The sequence below is a fragment of the Flavobacterium ovatum genome (assembly GCF_040703125.1).
GTDB classification, from domain to species: Bacteria; Bacteroidota; Bacteroidia; order Flavobacteriales; family Flavobacteriaceae; genus Flavobacterium; species Flavobacterium ovatum.
In genome coordinates this window covers 1689489-1709387 of record NZ_CP160035.1, presented here as the reverse complement: position 1 = coordinate 1709387, position 19899 = coordinate 1689489, and the positions used below count along the sequence as shown (strand labels likewise).

The following is a 19899-nucleotide window of genomic DNA, read 5'->3' as shown; positions in this document are numbered from 1 at the left end:
TATAATTTGACGAAAAACCTAATTTCTTCCTGGAAATCGCCCTATTTAAATCCATTTCTAAAACAAAAATACTACAACTTTCCAGCAACAACTACATCAATACCAACTTCTTCCAACTTTGCTTTAGTTTCATTATCAATACCTTCATCTGTAATTAAAATATCAATCTTATTCAAATTACAAATTTTACCAAATCCACGAACGTTCATTTTGGTCGAATCAGCCAACACGATAACCTTTTCAGCAACATCAATCATAGCTTGATTCAAATGAGCTTCTAAAGCATTTGAAGTACTCATCCCAAAATCAAGATGAATTCCATCTGTACCCAAAAACAATTTATTACATGAAAAATATCCCAAAGTCGCTTCGGCAATTGGGCCAACAACAGAAGTAGAACTATTACGAATATCTCCGCCCAACTGAATTGTATTTACATTAGACTCTTTACAAAGTTCTAAAGAAACTTTTAACGAAGAGGTAAGAACAGTCAATTTATTAAAACCACTTATGATTCGAGATAAATAGTGAATATTAGTTCCTGAGCCCAAAATAATATAATCGTTGTTACTAATATATTTGAGTGCTTCTTTAGCTATTTGTTTCTTTTGCTCCACTTGCAATTCTTCCTTATCAGCTACATTACGCTCAAAAGCATATAAAGGTTTTTTGCTAGCCCCTCCATGAGTTCGATGCAATAACTTTTCATTTTCTAAAAAATTCAAATCCTTTCGAATAGTTACGGTTGAAACGTTATGGGTTTCACATAAATCGACCACATTCACATACCCTTTTTGTTCTAATTCATTAAGTATCTCTTCCTGCCTCCTATTAATCAATACCATTATTATTAATTATAATTAAACAATTGAACCTATTTTTTTTTCAAAAATACAATTTTAAAACAAAATTTTTGACAAAAAATCAAAAGTTTCATTTTGTTTCGTTATATTTGCATATCGAAACTAACGAAACTAAAAGATAACAACAATGAAACATTCAGAACAATTACAAAAACTAAAGCAAACTCCAGAATGGGACGTAATCATCATTGGTGGAGGAGCTAGTGGTCTCGGCACTGCACTTGATGCTGCCAGCAGAGGATACAAAACCATTTTAGTAGAAGCAGTAGATTTCGCAAAAGGGACATCAAGCAGAAGCACGAAACTAGTTCACGGTGGTGTACGCTACCTAGAACAAGGAGACATATCTCTTGTTAGAGAAGCACTTAAAGAAAGAGGTTTGATGGCACAAAATGCTGGACATCTAGTAAAAAACCAATCTTTCGTTATTCCTAACTATAATTGGTGGGGAGGTTATTTTTACACGATAGGACTTACCATTTATGATATGTTGGCTGGGAAATTGAGTTTAGGAAAATCACAATATATTTCGAAGAAAAAAACAATTGAACTACTTCCTACTATTGAGCAAAAAGGCCTAGTAAGCGGAGTAATCTACCAAGACGGACAGTTTGACGATTCCCGTTTAGCAATCAACATAGCTCAGACCGCTGTTGAAAAAGGTGCTTGTCTTTTGAACTACACTAAAGTTGTTAATCTATTGAAAGACAATAACAACCAAGTAACAGGAGTACAAGTAAAAAATCAAGAAACTGGTGAATTATTTGAATTAAAAGGAAAAGCGGTCATTAACGCGACAGGTGTCTTCACTAATTCAATAATGAAACTGAACGATAAAGTCTACAAAAAATACATTGTTCCAAGTCAAGGAATCCATCTTGTTTTCGACAAATCATTCTTACCTAGTGATCATGCTCTGATGATCCCAAAAACGAGTGATGGAAGAGTCCTATTTGCTGTGCCATGGCATGATAAAATTGTAGTCGGAACAACGGATACATTGATTAAAACTCACAGTTTAGAGCCTATAGCTTTAGAAAAAGAAATAGAATTTGTTCTAGAAACCGCTCAAAGATTCTTGTCCAAAAAACCTACTCGAGCAGACGTACTATCTGTTTTCGCAGGACTTAGACCACTCGCAGCTCCAGAAAAAGAAGGCAAAAGCACCAAAGAAGTCTCTAGAAGTCACAAAATAATTGTTTCCGAAACTGGACTAATTACAATCACCGGAGGTAAATGGACTACTTATAGAAAAATTGCGGAAGACATTATCGACAAAGCAATCGTCACTCGTAATTTACCAAAGAGAGAATGTAAAACAGAACACATCTCAATACACGGAAATCTAAAGACAACTACTGCGGACCGTGAAAATCATTTATACATATACGGAACTGACATACCTAAATTACTGGAACTACAAAACCAAGAACCAGAATTAAAACAAAAATTGCATCCTAATTACGACTATACATTAGCCGAAGTTGTTTGGGCTATTCGTTACGAAATGGCCAGAACAATTGACGATGTACTATCTAGAAGAGTCCGACTTTTATTCTTAGACTCACGTGCAGCACTTGAAGCTTCAGAAAAAGTAGCACAATTGCTTGCCAAAGAGCTTGGACACGACGAAACTTGGATAAAAAAACAAATACAAGAATTCAATACACTTGCTAACGGCTTTCTATTAACTGAATTTAAAAAAAATTAATTAACTATAAAAACTATTTACCATGAAAAACAAATTTATCTTAGCCCTTGACCAAGGAACTACATCATCAAGAGCAATCGTATTCAATCATGACGGAGAAATTGTAAAAATCTCTCAGAAACCATTTGAGCAAATATTCCCTAAACCAGGATGGATAGAACATGATCCTAATGAAATATGGTCTTCCCAAATTAGTGTTGCTGCCGAAGTAATTGCAAAAACAGGAATCAACGGAAAGGAAATTGCTGCTATTGGTATTACAAATCAAAGAGAAACCACAATTGTTTGGGACAGAGAAACTAGCGAACCTATTTACAATGCTATTGTTTGGCAAGATCGTAGAACAGCAAAATATTGTGACGAACTAAAAGCTGCAGGTCATGCCGAGATGATTCAAAAGAAAACTGGTCTAGTTTTAGATGCCTATTTCTCTGGAACAAAAGTAAAATGGATCTTAGATAATGTACCTGGCGCTCGAGAAAAAGCAGAGCAAGGAAAATTATGTTTTGGAACAGTTGACACATGGTTAATCTGGAAACTTAGTCGTGGTGCTTTATTTATGACCGACGTAACAAATGCGAGCAGGACTTTATTATTAAACATTAATACTCTTGAGTGGGATGACGAATTATTAGAATTGTTCACCATTCCAAGAGCCATGTTACCAAACGTAAAACAAAGTAGTGAAGTATACGGAGAAACTTGTACAACATTATTCTCTACTAAAATTCCTATTGCAGGAGTTGCAGGTGATCAACAAGCCGCCCTTTTTGGCCAATTATGCACCGAGCCAGGAATGGTAAAAAACACCTACGGAACAGGATGCTTTATGCTTATGAATACTGGAGACAAACCAGTTTACTCAAAGAACAACCTACTAACTACGGTAGCTTGGAAAATCAATGGCAAAACAACTTATGCTTTAGAGGGAAGTGTTTTCGTAGGAGGAGCGGCCGTACAGTGGTTGCGTGATGGCGCCAAAATGATAGAATCAGCAGAAGATGTCGAAACATTAGCACTAAAAGTACCGGACAATGGAGGTGTATACTTCGTACCTGCATTAACAGGCCTTGGCGCACCACATTGGGACCAATATGCAAGAGGTGCTATTGTAGGAATCACAAGAGGTACCACTAATGCGCATATCGCAAGAGCAACATTAGAAGGAATTGCCTACCAAGTTTATGACCTAGCAAAAGCAATGGAAGCAGATTTTGGAAAAAAAGGTAAAGAACTACGTGTTGACGGAGGTGCTGTTTCTAATAATTTATTAATGCAGTTTCAATCTGACTTGTTTGACTTTAAAGTAATACGCCCAAAAACATTAGAAACAACAGCATTAGGAGCCGCTTATCTAGCTGGACTAGCTGTTGGTTATTGGGATAGTATTGATGAATTACAAAATCAATGGTCAATTGATCGCGAATTCAACCCAAAAATGCCTAGAACTGAAGTAGACCAATTAGTCCACAATTGGGATAGAGCTGTCGGAAGAGCTAGCAACTGGATTGAAGATTAACTATTGAACTCAACTAAAAAACCAAAAAAATGACACCATTTATAGCTGAAATCATCGGCACAATGTTATTGATATTATTAGGTAACGGAGTAGTTGCCAATGTAGTACTCACAGGAACTAAAGGAAACAATTCAGGATGGATAGTAATTACTACTGCATGGGCATTTGCCGTTTTTATTGGTGTAGTAGTTGCAGGCCCAGTAAGTGGCGCACATCTAAATCCTATTGTAACACTAGGACTAGCAATTGCAGGCAAATTCGCCTGGAGCCAAGTAGCCTCTTATGTCATCGCCCAGTTAATTGGAGCTATGATAGGAGCATTCCTAGTTTGGCTATCTCACAAAGATCATTTTGCAGCCACTGAAGACGAAGGTGGAAAATTAGCTTGTTTTAGTACAGGTCCAGCCATTAGAAATTACTCTTCCAATTTAATTAGCGAAATCATTGGAACTTTCGTACTTATATTTGTGATATTTTATCTCGCAGGACCAGATTTAAGTATTGCAGTAGCAGCTGATGCCAAAATTGGATTAGGCTCTATAGGCGCACTACCAGTTGCTATATTGGTATGGGTAATAGGTTTAAGTCTAGGAGGAACTACAGGTTACGCCATCAACCCAGCAAGGGACCTAGGCCCTAGAATTGTACATTCTTTACTTCTAAAAGGCAGTAGCGACTGGAGCTATGCATGGGTTCCTATTGTAGGCCCTATAATTGGATCTACCCTTGCAGCTTTCTGTTACCTAATGCTGAGTTAACAACCAACCAAAATAAACCAAAAAATGAAGAATTTTATAATTTCCGCTGTAATTTTACTTACGGGGTTAACTGGATACGCCCAAAAAGTAACTATTTCAGACACCGTAAATACTGCTGTCAAAGAAACAAAACCATCACGTTTAGATTTCAATGTTAATCTTAGGACTAGTCATTTATGGAGAGGACTTGTTATCAATGACGGGATGACCGCTACTGGATACATTCATTATGCCTTAGACAAAGAACAAAACTTTACAGTTGGACTATGGGGAGGAGCAGGATTTGATGGAAAATACACTGAAATAAATTATTTCGTTCAATACAAAAAAAATAATTTGTCCATCGGTTTATGGGATCTATTTAACACAACAGGCATTACCACCCCAAGAGTATTTAATTATGACAAACTTACTACTACACATATCATTGATTTAAGAACCTCGTATCGCTTCCCAGAAAGCTTTCCTTTACGCCTTGAAGCTGATGTATTATTATATAGTGGCTTAAACGATCGTGAACTTAATAGCAGCAATGACTATCGTAGTAAAAACTCTACCTATGTAGAATTAAGTTATCCGTTGATTAGAGATCAAAAAGTAAACCTAAATGTATTTATGGGAGCTGCTTTTCCTATTAATGGAAGTAAGCACTTATATACCAAAAAAGCACAAAGTGATTTCGACATCGTAAATACAGGTATGACAATCACTAAAAACATTGAAATATTTGATTATAAATTACCTGTTTCGGCAACTGCAATGTGGAATCCCGCTAATAAAATTGCAAGAATTCAATTAGATGTCAATTTATTCTAAGTTTTGAATTTTAATTTGTCAGCTAAAAACTCTCTTTTAATTAAGAGAGTTTTTTTTTATGAACAACTTTTAAATACCTAATAACAGAACATAAGCCAAAACCACTCAAATAAATTAAAATACTGTTAATTCTTAATATGACAACTTGTCATATTCCCTCAAATAATTGTACATTTGCGTTCTTATTAAAACACACTTTTGAAAGTGACTTATGGAAAAGATTATTGATGAAAATAAACAAGGTGAAAGTCTTGTTTTGCAAAATAAACCCGAAAACACAAAAAAATTATTTATCGAAAGTTATGGTTGCGCCATGAACTTTTCGGATAGTGAAATTGTGGCTTCAATTTTGGCCATTAACGGATACAACACTACGCAAACCTTAGAGGAAGCTGACCTTGTTCTAGTAAATACCTGTTCGATTAGAGACAAAGCAGAACAAACGATTCGCAAGCGTTTGGAGAAATACAATGCTGTAAAGCGTATTAACCCAAAAATGAAAGTGGGCGTTTTGGGCTGTATGGCAGAACGATTGAAAGATAAATTCCTAGAAGAAGAAAAAATCGTTGATCTTGTTGTTGGACCTGATGCTTACAAAGATTTACCCAATTTATTGGCCGAAGTCGAAGAAGGCCGTGACGCTATCAACGTTATCTTGTCTAAGGATGAAACATACGGAGATATTTCACCTGTTCGTTTGATGAGCAACGGAATTACCGCTTTGGTTTCTATCACACGTGGCTGTGACAATATGTGCACCTTTTGCGTGGTTCCTTTCACACGAGGAAGAGAACGTAGTCGTGAACCGCAAAGTATCATGAAGGAAATTCAAGATTTGCGGGACAAAGGTTTTAAAGAAATCACCCTTCTTGGACAAAATGTAGATAGTTATTTATGGTACGGGGGAGGTTTAAAAAAAGATTTCGAAAACGCAACCGAAATGCAAAAAGCTACTGCCGTTGATTTTGATCAATTGTTAGAAATGGTGGCGGTAGGTTTCCCCAAAATACGCATTCGTTTTTCAACATCTAATCCACAAGATATGCACGAAAGTGTTTTGCATGTAATAGCGAAACATCCAAATATTTGCAAACACATTCACTTGCCAGTTCAATCTGGAAGCGACCGAATTTTGAAAGAAATGAATCGATTGCATACAAGAGAAGAATATATGACTTTGATAAACAGAATCAGAACAATTATTCCGGATTGCGCCATTTCGCAAGATATGATTGCAGGTTTCCCAACAGAAACTGAAGCCGATCATCAAGACACCATGAGCTTGATGGAATATGTAAAATACAACTTTGGATACATGTACTCCTACTCTGAGCGCCCAGGAACACTAGCCGGACGTAAAATGAAAGACGACGTAGCCGAAGAAACAAAAGCCAGACGTTTACAAGAAATCGTGGATTTACAACAAAAACACGCTTGGTTTCGCTCTGAAGAATTCATCGGCAAAACAGTCGAAGTTTTAATCGAAAAGATTTCAAAAAAATCAAAAGAAGAATTCTCAGGAAGAAATTCCCAAAGTATCACGGTCGTTTTTCCGAAGGAAGATTACAAGATTGGTGACTTTGTAAATGTAAAAATAACTAGTTGTACTAGCGGAACATTGAAAGGTGAAGCGGTTGGGTATTCGGAGATGAATTAAAAAAAAGTTTAAAGTTTAAGGTTTAAAGTTTCACGTTATCGCGAGAACCTTTAAACTTTAAACTAAAAAAACTTTAAACAAATATTTAATGGAGTCAGTACAAAATATAAAACAACGATTTGAGATTATTGGCAACGAGCCAAAACTTAATCGTGCAATAGAAAAAGCAATACAGGTTGCACCCACTGACATCTCTGTTTTGGTAGTAGGAGAAAGTGGTGTAGGAAAAGAAAGTATTCCAAAAATAATTCACTCCTTGTCACATCGTAAACACGGCAAATACATTGCCGTAAACTGTGGTGCTATACCCGAAGGAACGATTGACAGTGAGCTTTTCGGTCATGAGAAAGGTGCTTTTACAGGAGCTACAAGTACTCGTGAAGGGTATTTTGAAGTTGCGAATGGCGGAACTATTTTCCTTGACGAAGTGGGTGAATTACCGCTTACAACACAAGTACGTTTGCTAAGAATCCTTGAAAATGGAGAATTTCTAAAAGTAGGTTCATCTCAAGTTCAAAAAACAGATGTTCGTATAGTTGCCGCCACGAATGTGAATTTATTTGATGCTATACAGAAAGGAAAATTCCGTGAAGATTTGTATTATCGTCTAAGTACTGTTGATATTGTCCTTCCACCTTTGAGAGAAAGGAAAGATGATATCCACTTACTTTTTAGAAAATTCGCAGCTGATTTTGCTCATAAATACAAGATGCCATCCTTAAAATTAGATGATGGAGCTGTGCAGCTTTTACAAAAATTTCGTTGGAGTGGAAACATTCGTCAATTACGAAATGTAGCGGAACAGATTTCAGTTTTGGAAACAAACCGCGACATCAACGCGATAATTTTACAATCGTATTTGCCTGCAGAAGGTTCTAACTTACCCTCGGTTATTAGTGATCAAAAAGCAGAAAGCGATTTCAGTACCGAAAGAGATATTTTATACAAAGTCCTTTTTGACATGAAAAGTGACTTGAATGATTTGAAAAAACTTACGTTAGAATTAATGAAAAATGGCACAGCCAAAGCTCAAGACATTAATCCTAATTTAATTCAAAAAATATATGGCTCTCAAGAAGATGAAAGTGAGATTGACTTTGAAGAACGCCCTAACACCGCTTTAATTGCAAACCAAAACGATGACAATGAATACGACGAACAAGAAGACAGCTATCTCTTTGCAGAAACCATTGAAGAAGAGGAAGTTCTGAAATTAGAACAAAAGGAAATTGAAATGATTAAAAAATCATTAGAAAAGAACAAAGGAAAACGGAAAGCTGCGGCAGACGAATTAGGGATTTCAGAACGGACTTTATACCGAAAAATAAAACAATTCGATCTTTAAAAAACTAATTACGTTTTTAAAATTCGAAATTACATATATTTGAAACCCAAATAGGAAACTCAAATTTTTATTAAACCTATGAAAAAAACACATCTTATATTTGTCCTATTTATTCTAATCAACTTAACGAGTTGTTCTGTCTATAACTTTACTGGAACAGGAAAAATTGACGCAAAAACTTTTCAAGTCAATTTTTTCCAAAATAACGCTGACTTAATCGACCCTGGTATTGATCGTACTTTCACACTTGCTTTGCAGGACCTTATAATGAATCAAACTAATCTAAACTTAGTGAAAAATGGAGCTGACCTAACCTATGAAGGCGAGATTGTGGACTATAGAATTAGCCCAATGACCGCTACTGCAGATCAACAAGCTTCCCAAAACCGACTAAAAATTATAATAAACGTTCGCTTTTTTAACAAAAAGAAAGAAAAGGATAACTTCGAAAAAACTTTTGAATTTTTCTATGATTACCCAGCGACAACTCAATTAACAGGTAGTACACGGGACACTGCTTTGTCCGATATATTTACCCGAATTACACAAGATATTTTTAACGAGTCATTAGCCAAATGGTAAAATTACAAATTCGTTAAACTTATAATGCAAGAATAATACAATTATGAATGTCACTGAATATACTTATTTAATAAACAAACCGAATTCCATCACTGAAAATCACACTTCAGCTTTGGAAAATGTTTTAGATGAATTTCCTTATTTTCAAAGTGCACGTGCGCTTCGACTAAAAGGACTATACAATCAAAACAGCTTTAAGTATAACTATGCTCTAAAAGTAACAGCGGCGCATACGACCGATAGAGCTATTTTGTTTGATTTTATTAGTTCAGACTCCTTTACCTCGATTCAACGAGAGCTATTTGACAAAAAAGCTGCAGAATTATTAAACATTACTGTTATTGAAAGCCAAGCCGTTTTAGCAGATAAAAAGGTCACAACAAATACCATTGAAGATTCTATTTTAACATCAATCAAAGAAGCTTCTTCAACTGAAAACACAAATGAAATTCAAGATGTAGAAGACAAACTTTCTCTCGGAGCACCTTTAGATTTTTCAAAAACAGAAAAACACTCTTTTCAAGAATGGCTTCAATTATCAAGAATACAACCTATTGATAGAGAAAAAGAAACTATTAGCGTTCCTCAAACTCCTGAACTTACAGCTGAAAAGAAGAAAAAATCGCAGTTAATTGATAAATTCATACAGTCAAGTCCTAAGATTTCCCCGGTTAAACAAGGAAGTAGTCCCACTATACAAATTGACATCAATAAAGAAGACCATACTTACTTGATGACAGAGACATTAGCTAGAGTCTATTTGGAACAAAAAAAATATCAAAAAGCGATACAAGCATATGAGATATTAATTTTGAAATATCCAGAAAAAAGTAGTTTCTTTGCAGACCGTATCTCAGATATTAAACTTTTACAACAAAATAATTAAACATACAATGAGCACATTTTCAATTTTTTTAGTTTTAATCACAATAGTTTGCTTTCTATTAATTGTAGTAATCATGGTTCAAAACCCTAAAGGAGGTGGATTATCATCTACATTAGGTGGATCTACACAAATGGGTGGTGTACAAAAAACGACTGACTTTTTAGACAAAAGTACTTGGACGCTAGCAACTATCTTAATTGCATTAATTTTATTATCAACTTTAAGCTTCACAGGAGGCTTAAGTGATACTGATTCTAAAATCATTGACAATACTACTCAAACTGCTGCTCCTGCTCCAGTTCAAAATGCTCCAGTAAGTCCAGCAAAATAATTATTTTGCACTTCATAAAATTAAAAAAAATGCCAGCCTGTCAAAGCTGGCATTTTTTTTAGGAAAAATTGTCAGGAGCAAGGGACTGGCACAGTTTCTGAGCGCTCAAAAGCATCATACTAATTTTTAATCTTTTAAAATAAATAAAAATCATGGCATTAAACATCAAACCACTTTCAGACAGAGTTCTTATTGAGCCAGTTGCCGCTGAAACCAAAACTGCGTCAGGAATTTTTATTCCAGATACTGCCAAAGAAAAGCCCCAAAAAGGAACTGTTGTAGCTGTAGGAAATGGCACAAAAGATCATGTAATGACTGTAAAAATTGGAGACACCGTTCTTTACGGAAAATATGCTGGTACTGAATTAAAATTAGAAGGTACTGACTATTTGATTATGAGAGAAGATGACATTCTTGCAATAATTTAAAAATTTGTTTCAAGTTTCAAGTTTCAGGTTTCAAGTTGTGAACCTGACACGAAATTTTAAACAAAGAAAACTTTAAACATTAAACAAAAATTTAAGATGGCAAAAGATATAAAATTTGATATTGAAGCACGTGACGGACTAAAGCGTGGTGTTGATGCATTGGCAAATGCAGTAAAAGTAACTTTAGGACCAAAAGGTCGTAACGTAATTATTGGAAAATCATTTGGAGGTCCTACAGTGACTAAAGATGGGGTTTCGGTTGCTAAAGAAATCGAATTAAAAGACCCATTAGAAAATATGGGAGCTCAAATGGTTAAAGAAGTAGCTTCAAAAACTAATGACTTAGCAGGAGACGGAACAACAACTGCAACAGTATTAGCTCAAGCTATCGTAAAAGAAGGTTTGAAAAACGTTGCTGCAGGTGCAAATCCAATGGACTTAAAAAGAGGAATCGACAAAGCTGTAGAAGCAATCGTAAAAGATTTAGCTAAACAAGCTAAAGTAGTTGGTTCTGATTCAGATAAAATCAAACAAATTGCATCTATCTCTGCAAATAATGACGAAGTAATTGGTGAATTAATCGCTACTGCTTTCGCTAAAGTTGGAAAAGAAGGTGTAATTACTGTTGAAGAAGCAAAAGGAACAGAAACTTATGTGGATGTTGTAGAAGGAATGCAGTTTGACAGAGGATACCTTTCTCCCTACTTTGTGACTAATTCTGAAAAAATGGAAGTAGAACTTGAAAACCCATACATTCTTTTGTATGACAAAAAAGTTTCTTCTTTAAAAGAATTATTACCTGTATTAGAGCCAGTGGCTCAATCAGGAAAACCATTATTGATTATTGCTGAAGACGTAGATGGTGAAGCACTTTCTACTTTGGTTGTAAACAAATTGCGTGGAGCCTTGAAAATTGCGGCTGTAAAAGCACCAGGTTTTGGAGACAGAAGAAAAGCAATGTTGGAAGATATTGCTATCTTAACTGGTGGAACCGTAATCTCTGAAGAAAGAGGTTATACTTTAGAAAACACAACTTTAGAAATGTTAGGTTCTTGTGCTAAAGTTACAATCAACAAAGACAACTCTACTATTGTAAGTGGTGCTGGTGAAGCGGAAATGATTAAAAACCGTGTGAACCAAATCAAAGGTCAAATGGAAGCTTCGACTTCTGACTATGATAAAGAAAAATTGCAAGAACGTTTGGCTAAATTAGCTGGTGGTGTTGCTGTTCTTTATGTAGGCGCTGCCTCTGAAGTTGAAATGAAAGAGAAAAAAGACCGTGTTGACGATGCTTTACACGCAACTCGCGCTGCTGTAGAGGAAGGTATTGTTGCTGGTGGAGGTGTTGCTTTATTAAGAGCCAAAAGCGCTTTAAAAGATATCACTGCTGAGAATGCTGACGAAGCTACAGGAATTCAAATTATTGCTCGTGCTATCGAATCTCCTTTGCGTACTATTGTTGAAAACGCTGGTCTTGAAGGATCAGTAGTAGTAGCAAAAGTAGCAGAAGGCTCAGGAGATTACGGATACAATGCTAAAACGAATGAATACGTTGATATGCTTGCTGCAGGAATCATTGACCCTAAGAAAGTAACTCGAGTAGCATTAGAAAATGCAGCATCTGTTTCCGGAATGATATTAACGACTGAATGTGCCTTGATTGACATCAAAGAAGAAGGCCCAGCTCATTCTCATGGTGGTGGTATGCCAGGAATGATGTAATTCTTACTTCATTATAAAACTTTAAAATCCGTTCATTTATTTGAACGGATTTTTTTTTTTGCTCCACATTAAACTATTTCAAAATAAAGTAGTCTAATTTTACGACGAAAAGATGCAAATCAAATTTTTGAATTTTCTAAAAAAACTTTGGAGTAAAATATAAATTAGTTTAGTCCAATTTGCGTGAAGGATAGAAATGAAAAGCCCACCAACAAGTGCAGCGCTAGTGGAACTTGTTGAGGACTTGCAATGAATAGCCTGACCCGCTTTTTTCGGCGGGGCACGCCAAAAAAAATATTTATCAAACAGAATAGACGTTATTAGTATTTTATTAACAAAAAGACATTGCATTTGTACTTAAATTTACCCACAATAACCAATTACATTATTTTTAACCAACCTAACATTTTTCTCAAAATGAGATTAAAACTTGCCATCATTAGCTTATTGTTTTTCGCACACTCTTATTCGCAAACAATCAATAACACCGAAAAAATAAATTCAGTCATTGAAAACTATTTTCGACTAGATAGAGAAAATATTCACGTTCAATTCAACAAGGATACTTATGTAAACAATGAAGATATCGGTTATAAAGGATATGTGTTAAGCAAAAACAATGGCAAACCAAATGCTAGTACTACCAATGTGCAATTGGTTATTTATGACGACCAAGAGCAAATTGTTCTAAAACAATTACTTTATACTACAAAGGGTAATTTTGCAGGTGGCTTGCATTTGACAGACAAATTTAAATCTGGAATCTATCACTTCCATTTTTACACCAACTGGATGAATAATTTCAATGAAGATGATTCCTTCACACAAACGATTGAAATTATTGACAAAAACGAACCTTATAATTTAAAATCTTCCGAACCTAACTGGAAAACTGCTCAAGCAACATTTTTTCCTGAAAGCGGTATTATCATAAATGCGATAAACAATACTGTAGGTGTAAAAATAGCAGATTGTAATCAAAAAGGAATTGAAGTTAATGAAGCTATAATCGTGGATTCAAAGTCTAATGAAATCACCCGTTTCAACACCAATAAAATGGGAAATGGAAGCTTCTACTTTATTCCTGACCGCAACGAAACATACTCTTTGAAGATAAAAACAGATAAACTAAATATTACACAGTTATTACCAAATATTTCCGAAACAGGAATTGCATTAAGCTACAATAACAATCTTCCTAAAAACATCATTGCAGTAGCCGCAAAAACAAATGAGAAAGGTCTGGAATTATATAAAGGAAAAAAGTTTACTATAATAATTCATCAAGACGGAAACTCTATTCAAAAAGAATTTACGTTTAAAGGAGAAGACACGGAAGAGGTTTTACTTTTTGATAAAAAATATTTATCAAATGGTGTAAATATCATTCGTTTAATCGACGAAAACCTAAATGAAATCACAGAACGATTGGTCTATCAATATGGTACAGAAAAGGTAAAAACCACCATTGAAGCAAAAACTATTGCAAATGATAGCATCATATTATTAGGTAAAACAGACATAAAACAAGCCAACATAAGTATCAGCGTATTACCTCAAGAGAACATCAATAACAACCAAAAAACTTCTATATTAGGAAGTTTCTATCTCAATGCGTATTTAGACTCTCCTGACAACAATAACTATACTTATTACGACAGTGAAAACAAGTCTCAAAAACAAGACATGGAACTTTTAATGCTTAATCAAACGAGAAGCAAGTATATTTGGGAAAATATTAAAAACAAACCACCTAAAGTAAATTATAACTTCAACAAAGGAGTAACCATCAGCGGAAAAGTAGAAAAGAATACAACTGGTAATTCCAAATACCGTATTTCACTTATTTCCTTAAAAAACAATGTATTTGAAGAAACAGCTATAGACCAAAATAGTAATTTCAAGTTCGAAAATTTCTATGCACAAGATTCGACGGTTTTTCTATTGCAAATGATTAATGAAAAAAGCGTAGTCAAATTCACTAATATAGAAGCTAGAGTAACACCAAATGAATCCAAATTCACTTTGCCTTTACGATTTGAAAAAAATCTATGTCCTATAGAAAAAAAACCAGAGAACAACTTTTTGTTTTCTAAATCTCCATTTGAAGGAGGAGCCATTGACTTAACAGGTGTTACGATTCAAAATACTTTTAAGAAAGAAGTATTCAAACACAAAGATGACATGAGTATGAATGCCACAGCCTTCAAAATTGAAGACAACGAATTTGGCAACGTTCTTGATTTTATTGGCCGAAATGGATTCCGAACAGGTATAGACCCTGAAGAAAACACCGCCTATATACGCAATACTAGAGATGCCTTTTCAGATAACCCTCCAGCAGTTTATTTAGATAACGCAATTGTGTTTGACTATAATTTATTGTACAGTCTTGACCTTACTGAAGTTGATGAAATTTATATTGATAAAACAGGAGCTTCAGATACATCTGCAAGTAGCTCTGGAACCATTAAAATATTCCTTAAACAGGGAGGGAATAAAAATGACTATTTTAGAGCAAAATACACATCGTTAATAGTAACGACAGGATTCACTAAAAATATTGAATTTAAAAATGCTAGTTTTGAATCTCAAAAAGAATATTTCTATTTTGGGACACTCAATTGGACATCGAATATTGCTATAAAAGACAACCCAAACTACGAACTAAAATTCCCTAAAGCAGGACAAAAGGAAATCAAGGTTCTAATAGAAGGTATAGCTGCTGATGGACAATTAATCTCTGAATACCAAACGGTTCCAGTGCAATAAAATACTAGAATCGCCTATTATTACACAAACAAAAAACCCGATTAAACTAGATTTAATCGGGTTTTTTGTTTGTATTCACTAAAATTCTATTTCTTAGAGAAATCTAAATTAGTAACATAAGTTAATCTCACAGTAGGATTAGATTCTTGAATGGTATTCCCAAAATTCCAAATCTGTTGATGAATATAATTTAATTGTACTTGATTATGAGCATTAATGTTGTACCCAAGACCTGCAATAACTCTATTTTGATTGAAAAAAGTTTTACCCGCATTAGTTCCAATATTCACAAAAGCTTCATCACCTACAATTCCAAATAGTTTAGTTTTATCATTTTCTTTAGTAATCGTATAATTTGCCAAGAACATATAACGCATTCTGTTTCTATAGTCATAATGATCAATACCATAATCATTAGAAATAGGATCTCTGACCGCTACCCCAACAAACCTATTTTCATCACGCAATCTGTGGATGAATTTAAAATCACCGCTTGTATGCGTATAAGTTCCCTGAATCCAAACGTGATCCTCAGGAATATCCATCTTATTTATCGGTGTCTCACCATAAACATACGTATTGTAATGCGAGTACCCTATGCTCCCAACAAATTTTTTACAAAATTGATAATCCAAACTTGGTCGAACAAACCACTGTTGTTTTTGATTCAAACCATCCGTATACCTCATGGTGGCTTCAAGGGTAAAAGACAGCTTTTTGGTAAGCATATTTTTGCCTACATAATGCAACCAGACATTATTGTTTTCTGTTTTTACTTGTGCAAAAGAAACCTGTACAGCACTTAGACTAATTAATAAAAAAAGAAGAATCGATTTTTTCATTTTAATAATTTAAAATATTATTGTTACTATTTATCCATCTGTGCTAATACCAAAATATTTACCAGCCACAAATCACACAAATTTCTATAATTTTTCAATTAAAACGGTGTAATTTGTGACTGGAAATAAATTTCATCAGTTATTCTGGTAACCTTTGGTTATTATATTGCAGATATCAACTTACGACCAGCTAAATCATGGTCTGAAAGTGGTTTATGCTTCTCAAGACCTATAATTTTAACGGTACCTCCATTAGATTCATAATCATGTTTAAAATGTTCTAAATTTTCCATTACAGAATGATCTACCAATTTGGTGTTTTTCAAATCAATCACCACATTAAATCCAGAAGGAATTGCATCTAATTTTCTTTTAATCCCCAAAAAGTTTGTGAAGATAGCGGCTTTATCAATTTCAACCAAATAATTATCTCCTTCAAATGACACTAATGTGGGTGCTTTAAAGAAAGAAGAAATTGGAGTACCATTGATAACATGAATGACCATTTTTAAGACAATACCAGCAGCAATACCAACTAACAGATCTTCAAATAAAGTAAAGAAAATTGTAACCAAGAATATTGCTAATTGCTCTTTTCCGATGTTAAAAGTATGGATAAACTCTTTTGGGTGCGCTAATTTGACCCCTACAGCAATCAACATTGCAGCCAATGCAGCATTTGGAATTAACTCCAAAATTGGAGCTGCCAATAAAACAAATAAGAAAATAAACAAACCATGAAAGAAGTTAGCCCAGCGAGTAACCCCACCGTTATTGACATTAGAAGAAGAACGAGCAACTTCTGAAATCATTGGTAAACCTCCCATGAAAGCAGCCAAAACATTACCAAAACCAACTGCAATTAAATCTTTGTTCATATTTGATTTACGTTTGAAAGGATCTAACAAATCAATTGCTTTTACAGTCAACAATGACTCTAAAGACCCTACTAAGGCAAACATAATTACATATTTAATAAACAATCCTGTTTGTGAAAAACCTGCAAAACTAGCATTGAAATTAATACTATCGGCTAAACTACCAATCTTAACCAAGGCATAAGCAGGTTCTGTTTCTTTAAAGTGCATATACAGTTCACATGGTATAGCAAACAACAGTACAACCAATGGAGCAGGAATCATTTTTATCGTACTATTTTTAATTCTAGGCCAACCTAACATAATGGTTAAACTAACGACACCAATGATCGACGCTTTAGGATCAAAATTAGCAATAAAATTAGGAATATTAGCCAATAATTCTAGTGGCCCTTTTCCTTTTGCCAATGCTGGATTATCATTCAACAAAATTGGAATTTGCTTTGCGATGATCATAATTCCAATAGCAGCCAACATTCCGTGAATGGCAGAAAGTGGAAAAAAATCAGCCAGTTTACCCAGTTTAAAAACTCCAAATAATACCTGGACAAATCCAGCTACGACCATAGCACCTAAGGCTAAATGCCATCCTAACTCAGGGTTTCCGTTACCAAATTCCCCTACTGCTCCTGCAACAATAACAATCAATCCTGCAGCAGGACCTTTGATGGTCAATCGAGAACCCATGATAAAACTCACTAACAAACCACCAATCATGGCAGTTATCAACCCCATTATAGGAGGGAATTCAGATGCCTTAGCAATCCCTAAACTCAAAGGCAAAGCCAATAAAAAAACGATAAAACCAGAAATTACATCCGATTTAAAATTCTCTTTTAATCCCGCTAATCCATCAGCTGGAATAAATTTTTTATGTGTTGACATATGTATATTTTTAAATTAATTTTTTATGAAAATTATGATGATCTGTATGATAAAGCGTGATAGGTTTTAATATGCTGTCCTAAAAATAAACGTGCATAAATGCGAATTCCTGCAATACCGGCAATAATAAAACTTAATGAAATCAGGAATGCTAATAAAACTTGGTCACTTTCAATATGACTGAAAATAATATCAACTCCTACAAACGTACTCGTTATAGGAAAACCTATTACACCTAATACCGCAATCAAAAAGAATATAGCAAACTTAGGATGCTCATAAGAATGCCCTAAATACTGATTTAAATTAATTGTTTTTTCGATAGCTGCTAAACGCAATAAAGCGATATAACCCACAATACCAGCTATTAAAGAACCTGATAAATAAATCACCAATTCATTTATAGTAACGGTATCATTGAAAGAGATTGCCAATGAAATCCAGAAGTAATTCATAATGATTAAAACCCATGCAATAAATGGACTCCTTCTTTCTGAAAAGGATTTAAACACCAAAACCAAACCAATAAAAGCAAAGGTTTCTGGAAGTACTTCACGAATTGTAGCAGGTAATTCTACTTTATACAAAAAAGCAAAAAAGCCTAAAAGATAAATGGGAATAAAGATCAGATATAGAAACCCTAAAGTTAAAAAATCAAATTTGTGACCAATATCCTTTAATGGCTTCCAAAGAATTAAATCCATGAAACGCTCTAGCTTAAACTCTTTTAAACTCAAAATATACAACGTATTTGCTAATCGTTTTGAAAAACCATTTTCTTTAGAAATAGCCTTTGGAGTAAAAGTGTAAAACTGCTCCTTTATCAAATAACTCACTACAGAAGGAGAAACTAACAATTGGTACGTTCTTAAAAAAGCATTTCCCGCTATATGAACCAAAGCTAAATTATCAAAGCCTAAAGCAATTTCAACAAAAATTAAACCTATTTGAACAATGGACCCATAAGCCACTTGACTCTTGACAGACGATTGTACTCTTGCCATAAAATAAGCCATAAAACTAGTCGTGAATCCCATTAAAACAATAGCCACACGAACCGATGTTTGGTTTTCCCAAAATGGAAATGTACGTAACATCAAGAACAAGCCTAAATGCACAGAAAGTGAACCATAAAAAATGGCGCTTGAAGGCGTTGGTCCTTCCATAGCACGAGGCAACCAAGAAGAAAATGGCAATTGAGCCGATTTTGCGGCAGCAGCCAAAACGATACCTAATGAAATAAAAACCCCAATAAAAGTATGATTTTGCAAATGCTCGTTAACCAATTGAGCATTATTTAATTTCATGAACGTAATATTTTCGTGCCACAAATGATGACTCGCCCACATAGCTAGAATAATTCCAACATCTCCAATACGATAGACTGAGAAAACCTTAAAAGCATTTTTCACAGGCAAATTACGGTCTCTGTAGAACGCAATCAACAAGAAAGAAGAAATACCGATAATCTCCCAACCCACGAATAAAGTTTCGAAATTCCCAGATAAAATCGCCAGATTAAATCCAAAAAAGAAAAGCAAAACCGTGCAAAAAAATCGCTTATATCCTTCTTCACGGTGCAAATAGTAACGTGAATAAGTGGTAATCATAAACGTCAAAAGAGCTCCTAACAATAAGAATACTACAGATACTTTATCTAAATAAAATTCGATAAAAAACTCGTAGCCTACTGTTCTTAAAATAGTGATTTCTTTCAAATCTAAATCAGGTGCGCCAATAAGCAACCATTTTACAGTGAAACCAATTAAGGTCAATAACTGTATTAAAACAGTATAAAAAGCGACACGAGATATATACACTTCCTTTGTAGAAGGTAGGAACAAACTTATTACAAAACCAAAAAATGGCAGTAATAAAAAAAACTGCAAAAATGAATTCATCTT

16 protein-coding genes are annotated in these 19899 nt (G+C 34.5%); 12 read left to right on the top strand and 4 right to left on the bottom strand.

Annotated features, from left to right (window positions below; translation table 11 throughout):
* Nucleotides 1-71: 71 nt before the first annotated feature.
* A complete protein-coding gene (locus tag ABZP37_RS07310; protein WP_366186897.1) occupies nucleotides 72-845 on the bottom strand; it encodes a DeoR/GlpR family DNA-binding transcription regulator in 774 nt (257 codons plus the stop codon).
* Between the two features lie 145 nt (nucleotides 846-990).
* Here ABZP37_RS07310 and ABZP37_RS07305 point away from each other — a divergent pair, with 145 nt between their 5' ends.
* The 12 genes from ABZP37_RS07305 (at nucleotide 991) to ABZP37_RS07250 (ending at nucleotide 15390) form a co-directional block, all read left to right on the top strand.
* Nucleotides 991-2574 (top strand): glycerol-3-phosphate dehydrogenase/oxidase, encoded by a 1584-nt coding sequence (locus ABZP37_RS07305; protein ID WP_366186896.1) that lies wholly within the window; start codon nucleotides 991-993, stop codon nucleotides 2572-2574.
* 22 nt (nucleotides 2575-2596) lie between these two features.
* Entirely contained in the window at nucleotides 2597-4093 is a 1497-nt protein-coding gene (gene glpK / locus ABZP37_RS07300) for a glycerol kinase GlpK (RefSeq protein WP_366186895.1), read from the top strand.
* A gap of 29 nt (nucleotides 4094-4122) precedes the next feature.
* The gene (locus tag ABZP37_RS07295; protein ID WP_366186893.1) at nucleotides 4123-4851 is read left to right on the top strand and encodes an MIP/aquaporin family protein; all 729 of its coding nucleotides are present in this window, start codon (nucleotides 4123-4125) and stop codon (nucleotides 4849-4851) included.
* A 24-nt stretch (nucleotides 4852-4875) separates the two neighbouring features.
* Nucleotides 4876-5667, top strand: a complete 792-nt coding sequence (locus ABZP37_RS07290; RefSeq protein WP_366186891.1) for a hypothetical protein — start codon at nucleotides 4876-4878, stop codon at nucleotides 5665-5667.
* A 211-nt stretch (nucleotides 5668-5878) separates the two neighbouring features.
* Nucleotides 5879-7324: a tRNA (N6-isopentenyl adenosine(37)-C2)-methylthiotransferase MiaB gene (miaB, locus tag ABZP37_RS07285; RefSeq protein ID WP_366186889.1), complete on the top strand. Its 1446-nt coding sequence runs from the start codon at nucleotides 5879-5881 to the stop codon at nucleotides 7322-7324.
* Nucleotides 7325-7412: 88 nt separating this feature from the next.
* Nucleotides 7413-8669 (top strand): sigma-54 dependent transcriptional regulator, encoded by a 1257-nt coding sequence (locus ABZP37_RS07280; RefSeq protein WP_366186887.1) that lies wholly within the window; start codon nucleotides 7413-7415, stop codon nucleotides 8667-8669.
* Between the two features lie 78 nt (nucleotides 8670-8747).
* Nucleotides 8748-9251 (top strand): LptE family protein, encoded by a 504-nt coding sequence (locus ABZP37_RS07275; protein WP_366186885.1) that lies wholly within the window; start codon nucleotides 8748-8750, stop codon nucleotides 9249-9251.
* A gap of 43 nt (nucleotides 9252-9294) precedes the next feature.
* Nucleotides 9295-10137 carry a tetratricopeptide repeat protein gene (locus ABZP37_RS07270; RefSeq protein WP_366186883.1) on the top strand — a complete coding sequence of 281 codons (843 nt, stop codon included), beginning with the start codon at nucleotides 9295-9297 and terminating at the stop codon, nucleotides 10135-10137.
* A 7-nt stretch (nucleotides 10138-10144) separates the two neighbouring features.
* On the top strand, nucleotides 10145-10468 hold the full coding sequence (gene secG, locus ABZP37_RS07265; protein WP_366186881.1) for a preprotein translocase subunit SecG: 324 nt from the start codon (nucleotides 10145-10147) through the stop codon (nucleotides 10466-10468).
* 152 nt (nucleotides 10469-10620) lie between these two features.
* A complete protein-coding gene (locus ABZP37_RS07260) occupies nucleotides 10621-10896 on the top strand; it encodes a co-chaperone GroES (RefSeq protein ID WP_366186880.1) in 276 nt (91 codons plus the stop codon).
* A 96-nt stretch (nucleotides 10897-10992) separates the two neighbouring features.
* Nucleotides 10993-12618 carry a chaperonin GroEL gene (gene groL, locus ABZP37_RS07255; protein ID WP_366186878.1) on the top strand — a complete coding sequence of 542 codons (1626 nt, stop codon included), beginning with the start codon at nucleotides 10993-10995 and terminating at the stop codon, nucleotides 12616-12618.
* 417 nt (nucleotides 12619-13035) lie between these two features.
* Nucleotides 13036-15390: a hypothetical protein gene (locus tag ABZP37_RS07250; RefSeq protein ID WP_366186876.1), complete on the top strand. Its 2355-nt coding sequence runs from the start codon at nucleotides 13036-13038 to the stop codon at nucleotides 15388-15390.
* Between the two features lie 86 nt (nucleotides 15391-15476).
* Here the strand turns inward: ABZP37_RS07250 and ABZP37_RS07245 are convergent, their stop codons facing one another.
* The 3 genes from ABZP37_RS07245 to ABZP37_RS07235 form a co-directional block, all read right to left on the bottom strand.
* On the bottom strand, nucleotides 15477-16232 hold the full coding sequence (locus tag ABZP37_RS07245) for a DUF2490 domain-containing protein (RefSeq protein WP_366186874.1): 756 nt from the start codon (nucleotides 16230-16232) through the stop codon (nucleotides 15477-15479).
* Between the two features lie 161 nt (nucleotides 16233-16393).
* Entirely contained in the window at nucleotides 16394-17995 is a 1602-nt protein-coding gene (locus ABZP37_RS07240) for a SulP family inorganic anion transporter (protein ID WP_366186872.1), read from the bottom strand.
* A 32-nt stretch (nucleotides 17996-18027) separates the two neighbouring features.
* Nucleotides 18028-19896 carry a proton-conducting transporter membrane subunit gene (locus ABZP37_RS07235; RefSeq protein ID WP_366186870.1) on the bottom strand — a complete coding sequence of 623 codons (1869 nt, stop codon included), beginning with the start codon at nucleotides 19894-19896 and terminating at the stop codon, nucleotides 18028-18030.
* Between the last annotated feature and the right edge of the window lie 3 nt (nucleotides 19897-19899).

Coding starts and splice junctions, on each gene's coding strand:
- ABZP37_RS07260 (WP_366186880.1), top strand. CDS start 10,621: ATGGCATTAAACATCAAACCACTTTCAGACAGAGTTCTTATTGAGCCA.
- miaB (WP_366186889.1), top strand. CDS start 5,879: ATGGAAAAGATTATTGATGAAAATAAACAAGGTGAAAGTCTTGTTTTG.
- ABZP37_RS07250 (WP_366186876.1), top strand. CDS start 13,036: ATGAGATTAAAACTTGCCATCATTAGCTTATTGTTTTTCGCACACTCT.
- ABZP37_RS07235 (WP_366186870.1), bottom strand. CDS start 19,896: ATGAATTCATTTTTGCAGTTTTTTTTATTACTGCCATTTTTTGGTTTT.
- secG (WP_366186881.1), top strand. CDS start 10,145: ATGAGCACATTTTCAATTTTTTTAGTTTTAATCACAATAGTTTGCTTT.
- ABZP37_RS07310 (WP_366186897.1), bottom strand. CDS start 845: ATGGTATTGATTAATAGGAGGCAGGAAGAGATACTTAATGAATTAGAA.
- ABZP37_RS07305 (WP_366186896.1), top strand. CDS start 991: ATGAAACATTCAGAACAATTACAAAAACTAAAGCAAACTCCAGAATGG.
- ABZP37_RS07295 (WP_366186893.1), top strand. CDS start 4,123: ATGACACCATTTATAGCTGAAATCATCGGCACAATGTTATTGATATTA.
- glpK (WP_366186895.1), top strand. CDS start 2,597: ATGAAAAACAAATTTATCTTAGCCCTTGACCAAGGAACTACATCATCA.
- ABZP37_RS07245 (WP_366186874.1), bottom strand. CDS start 16,232: ATGAAAAAATCGATTCTTCTTTTTTTATTAATTAGTCTAAGTGCTGTA.
- ABZP37_RS07290 (WP_366186891.1), top strand. CDS start 4,876: ATGAAGAATTTTATAATTTCCGCTGTAATTTTACTTACGGGGTTAACT.
- ABZP37_RS07280 (WP_366186887.1), top strand. CDS start 7,413: ATGGAGTCAGTACAAAATATAAAACAACGATTTGAGATTATTGGCAAC.
- ABZP37_RS07240 (WP_366186872.1), bottom strand. CDS start 17,995: ATGTCAACACATAAAAAATTTATTCCAGCTGATGGATTAGCGGGATTA.
- ABZP37_RS07275 (WP_366186885.1), top strand. CDS start 8,748: ATGAAAAAAACACATCTTATATTTGTCCTATTTATTCTAATCAACTTA.
- ABZP37_RS07270 (WP_366186883.1), top strand. CDS start 9,295: ATGAATGTCACTGAATATACTTATTTAATAAACAAACCGAATTCCATC.
- groL (WP_366186878.1), top strand. CDS start 10,993: ATGGCAAAAGATATAAAATTTGATATTGAAGCACGTGACGGACTAAAG.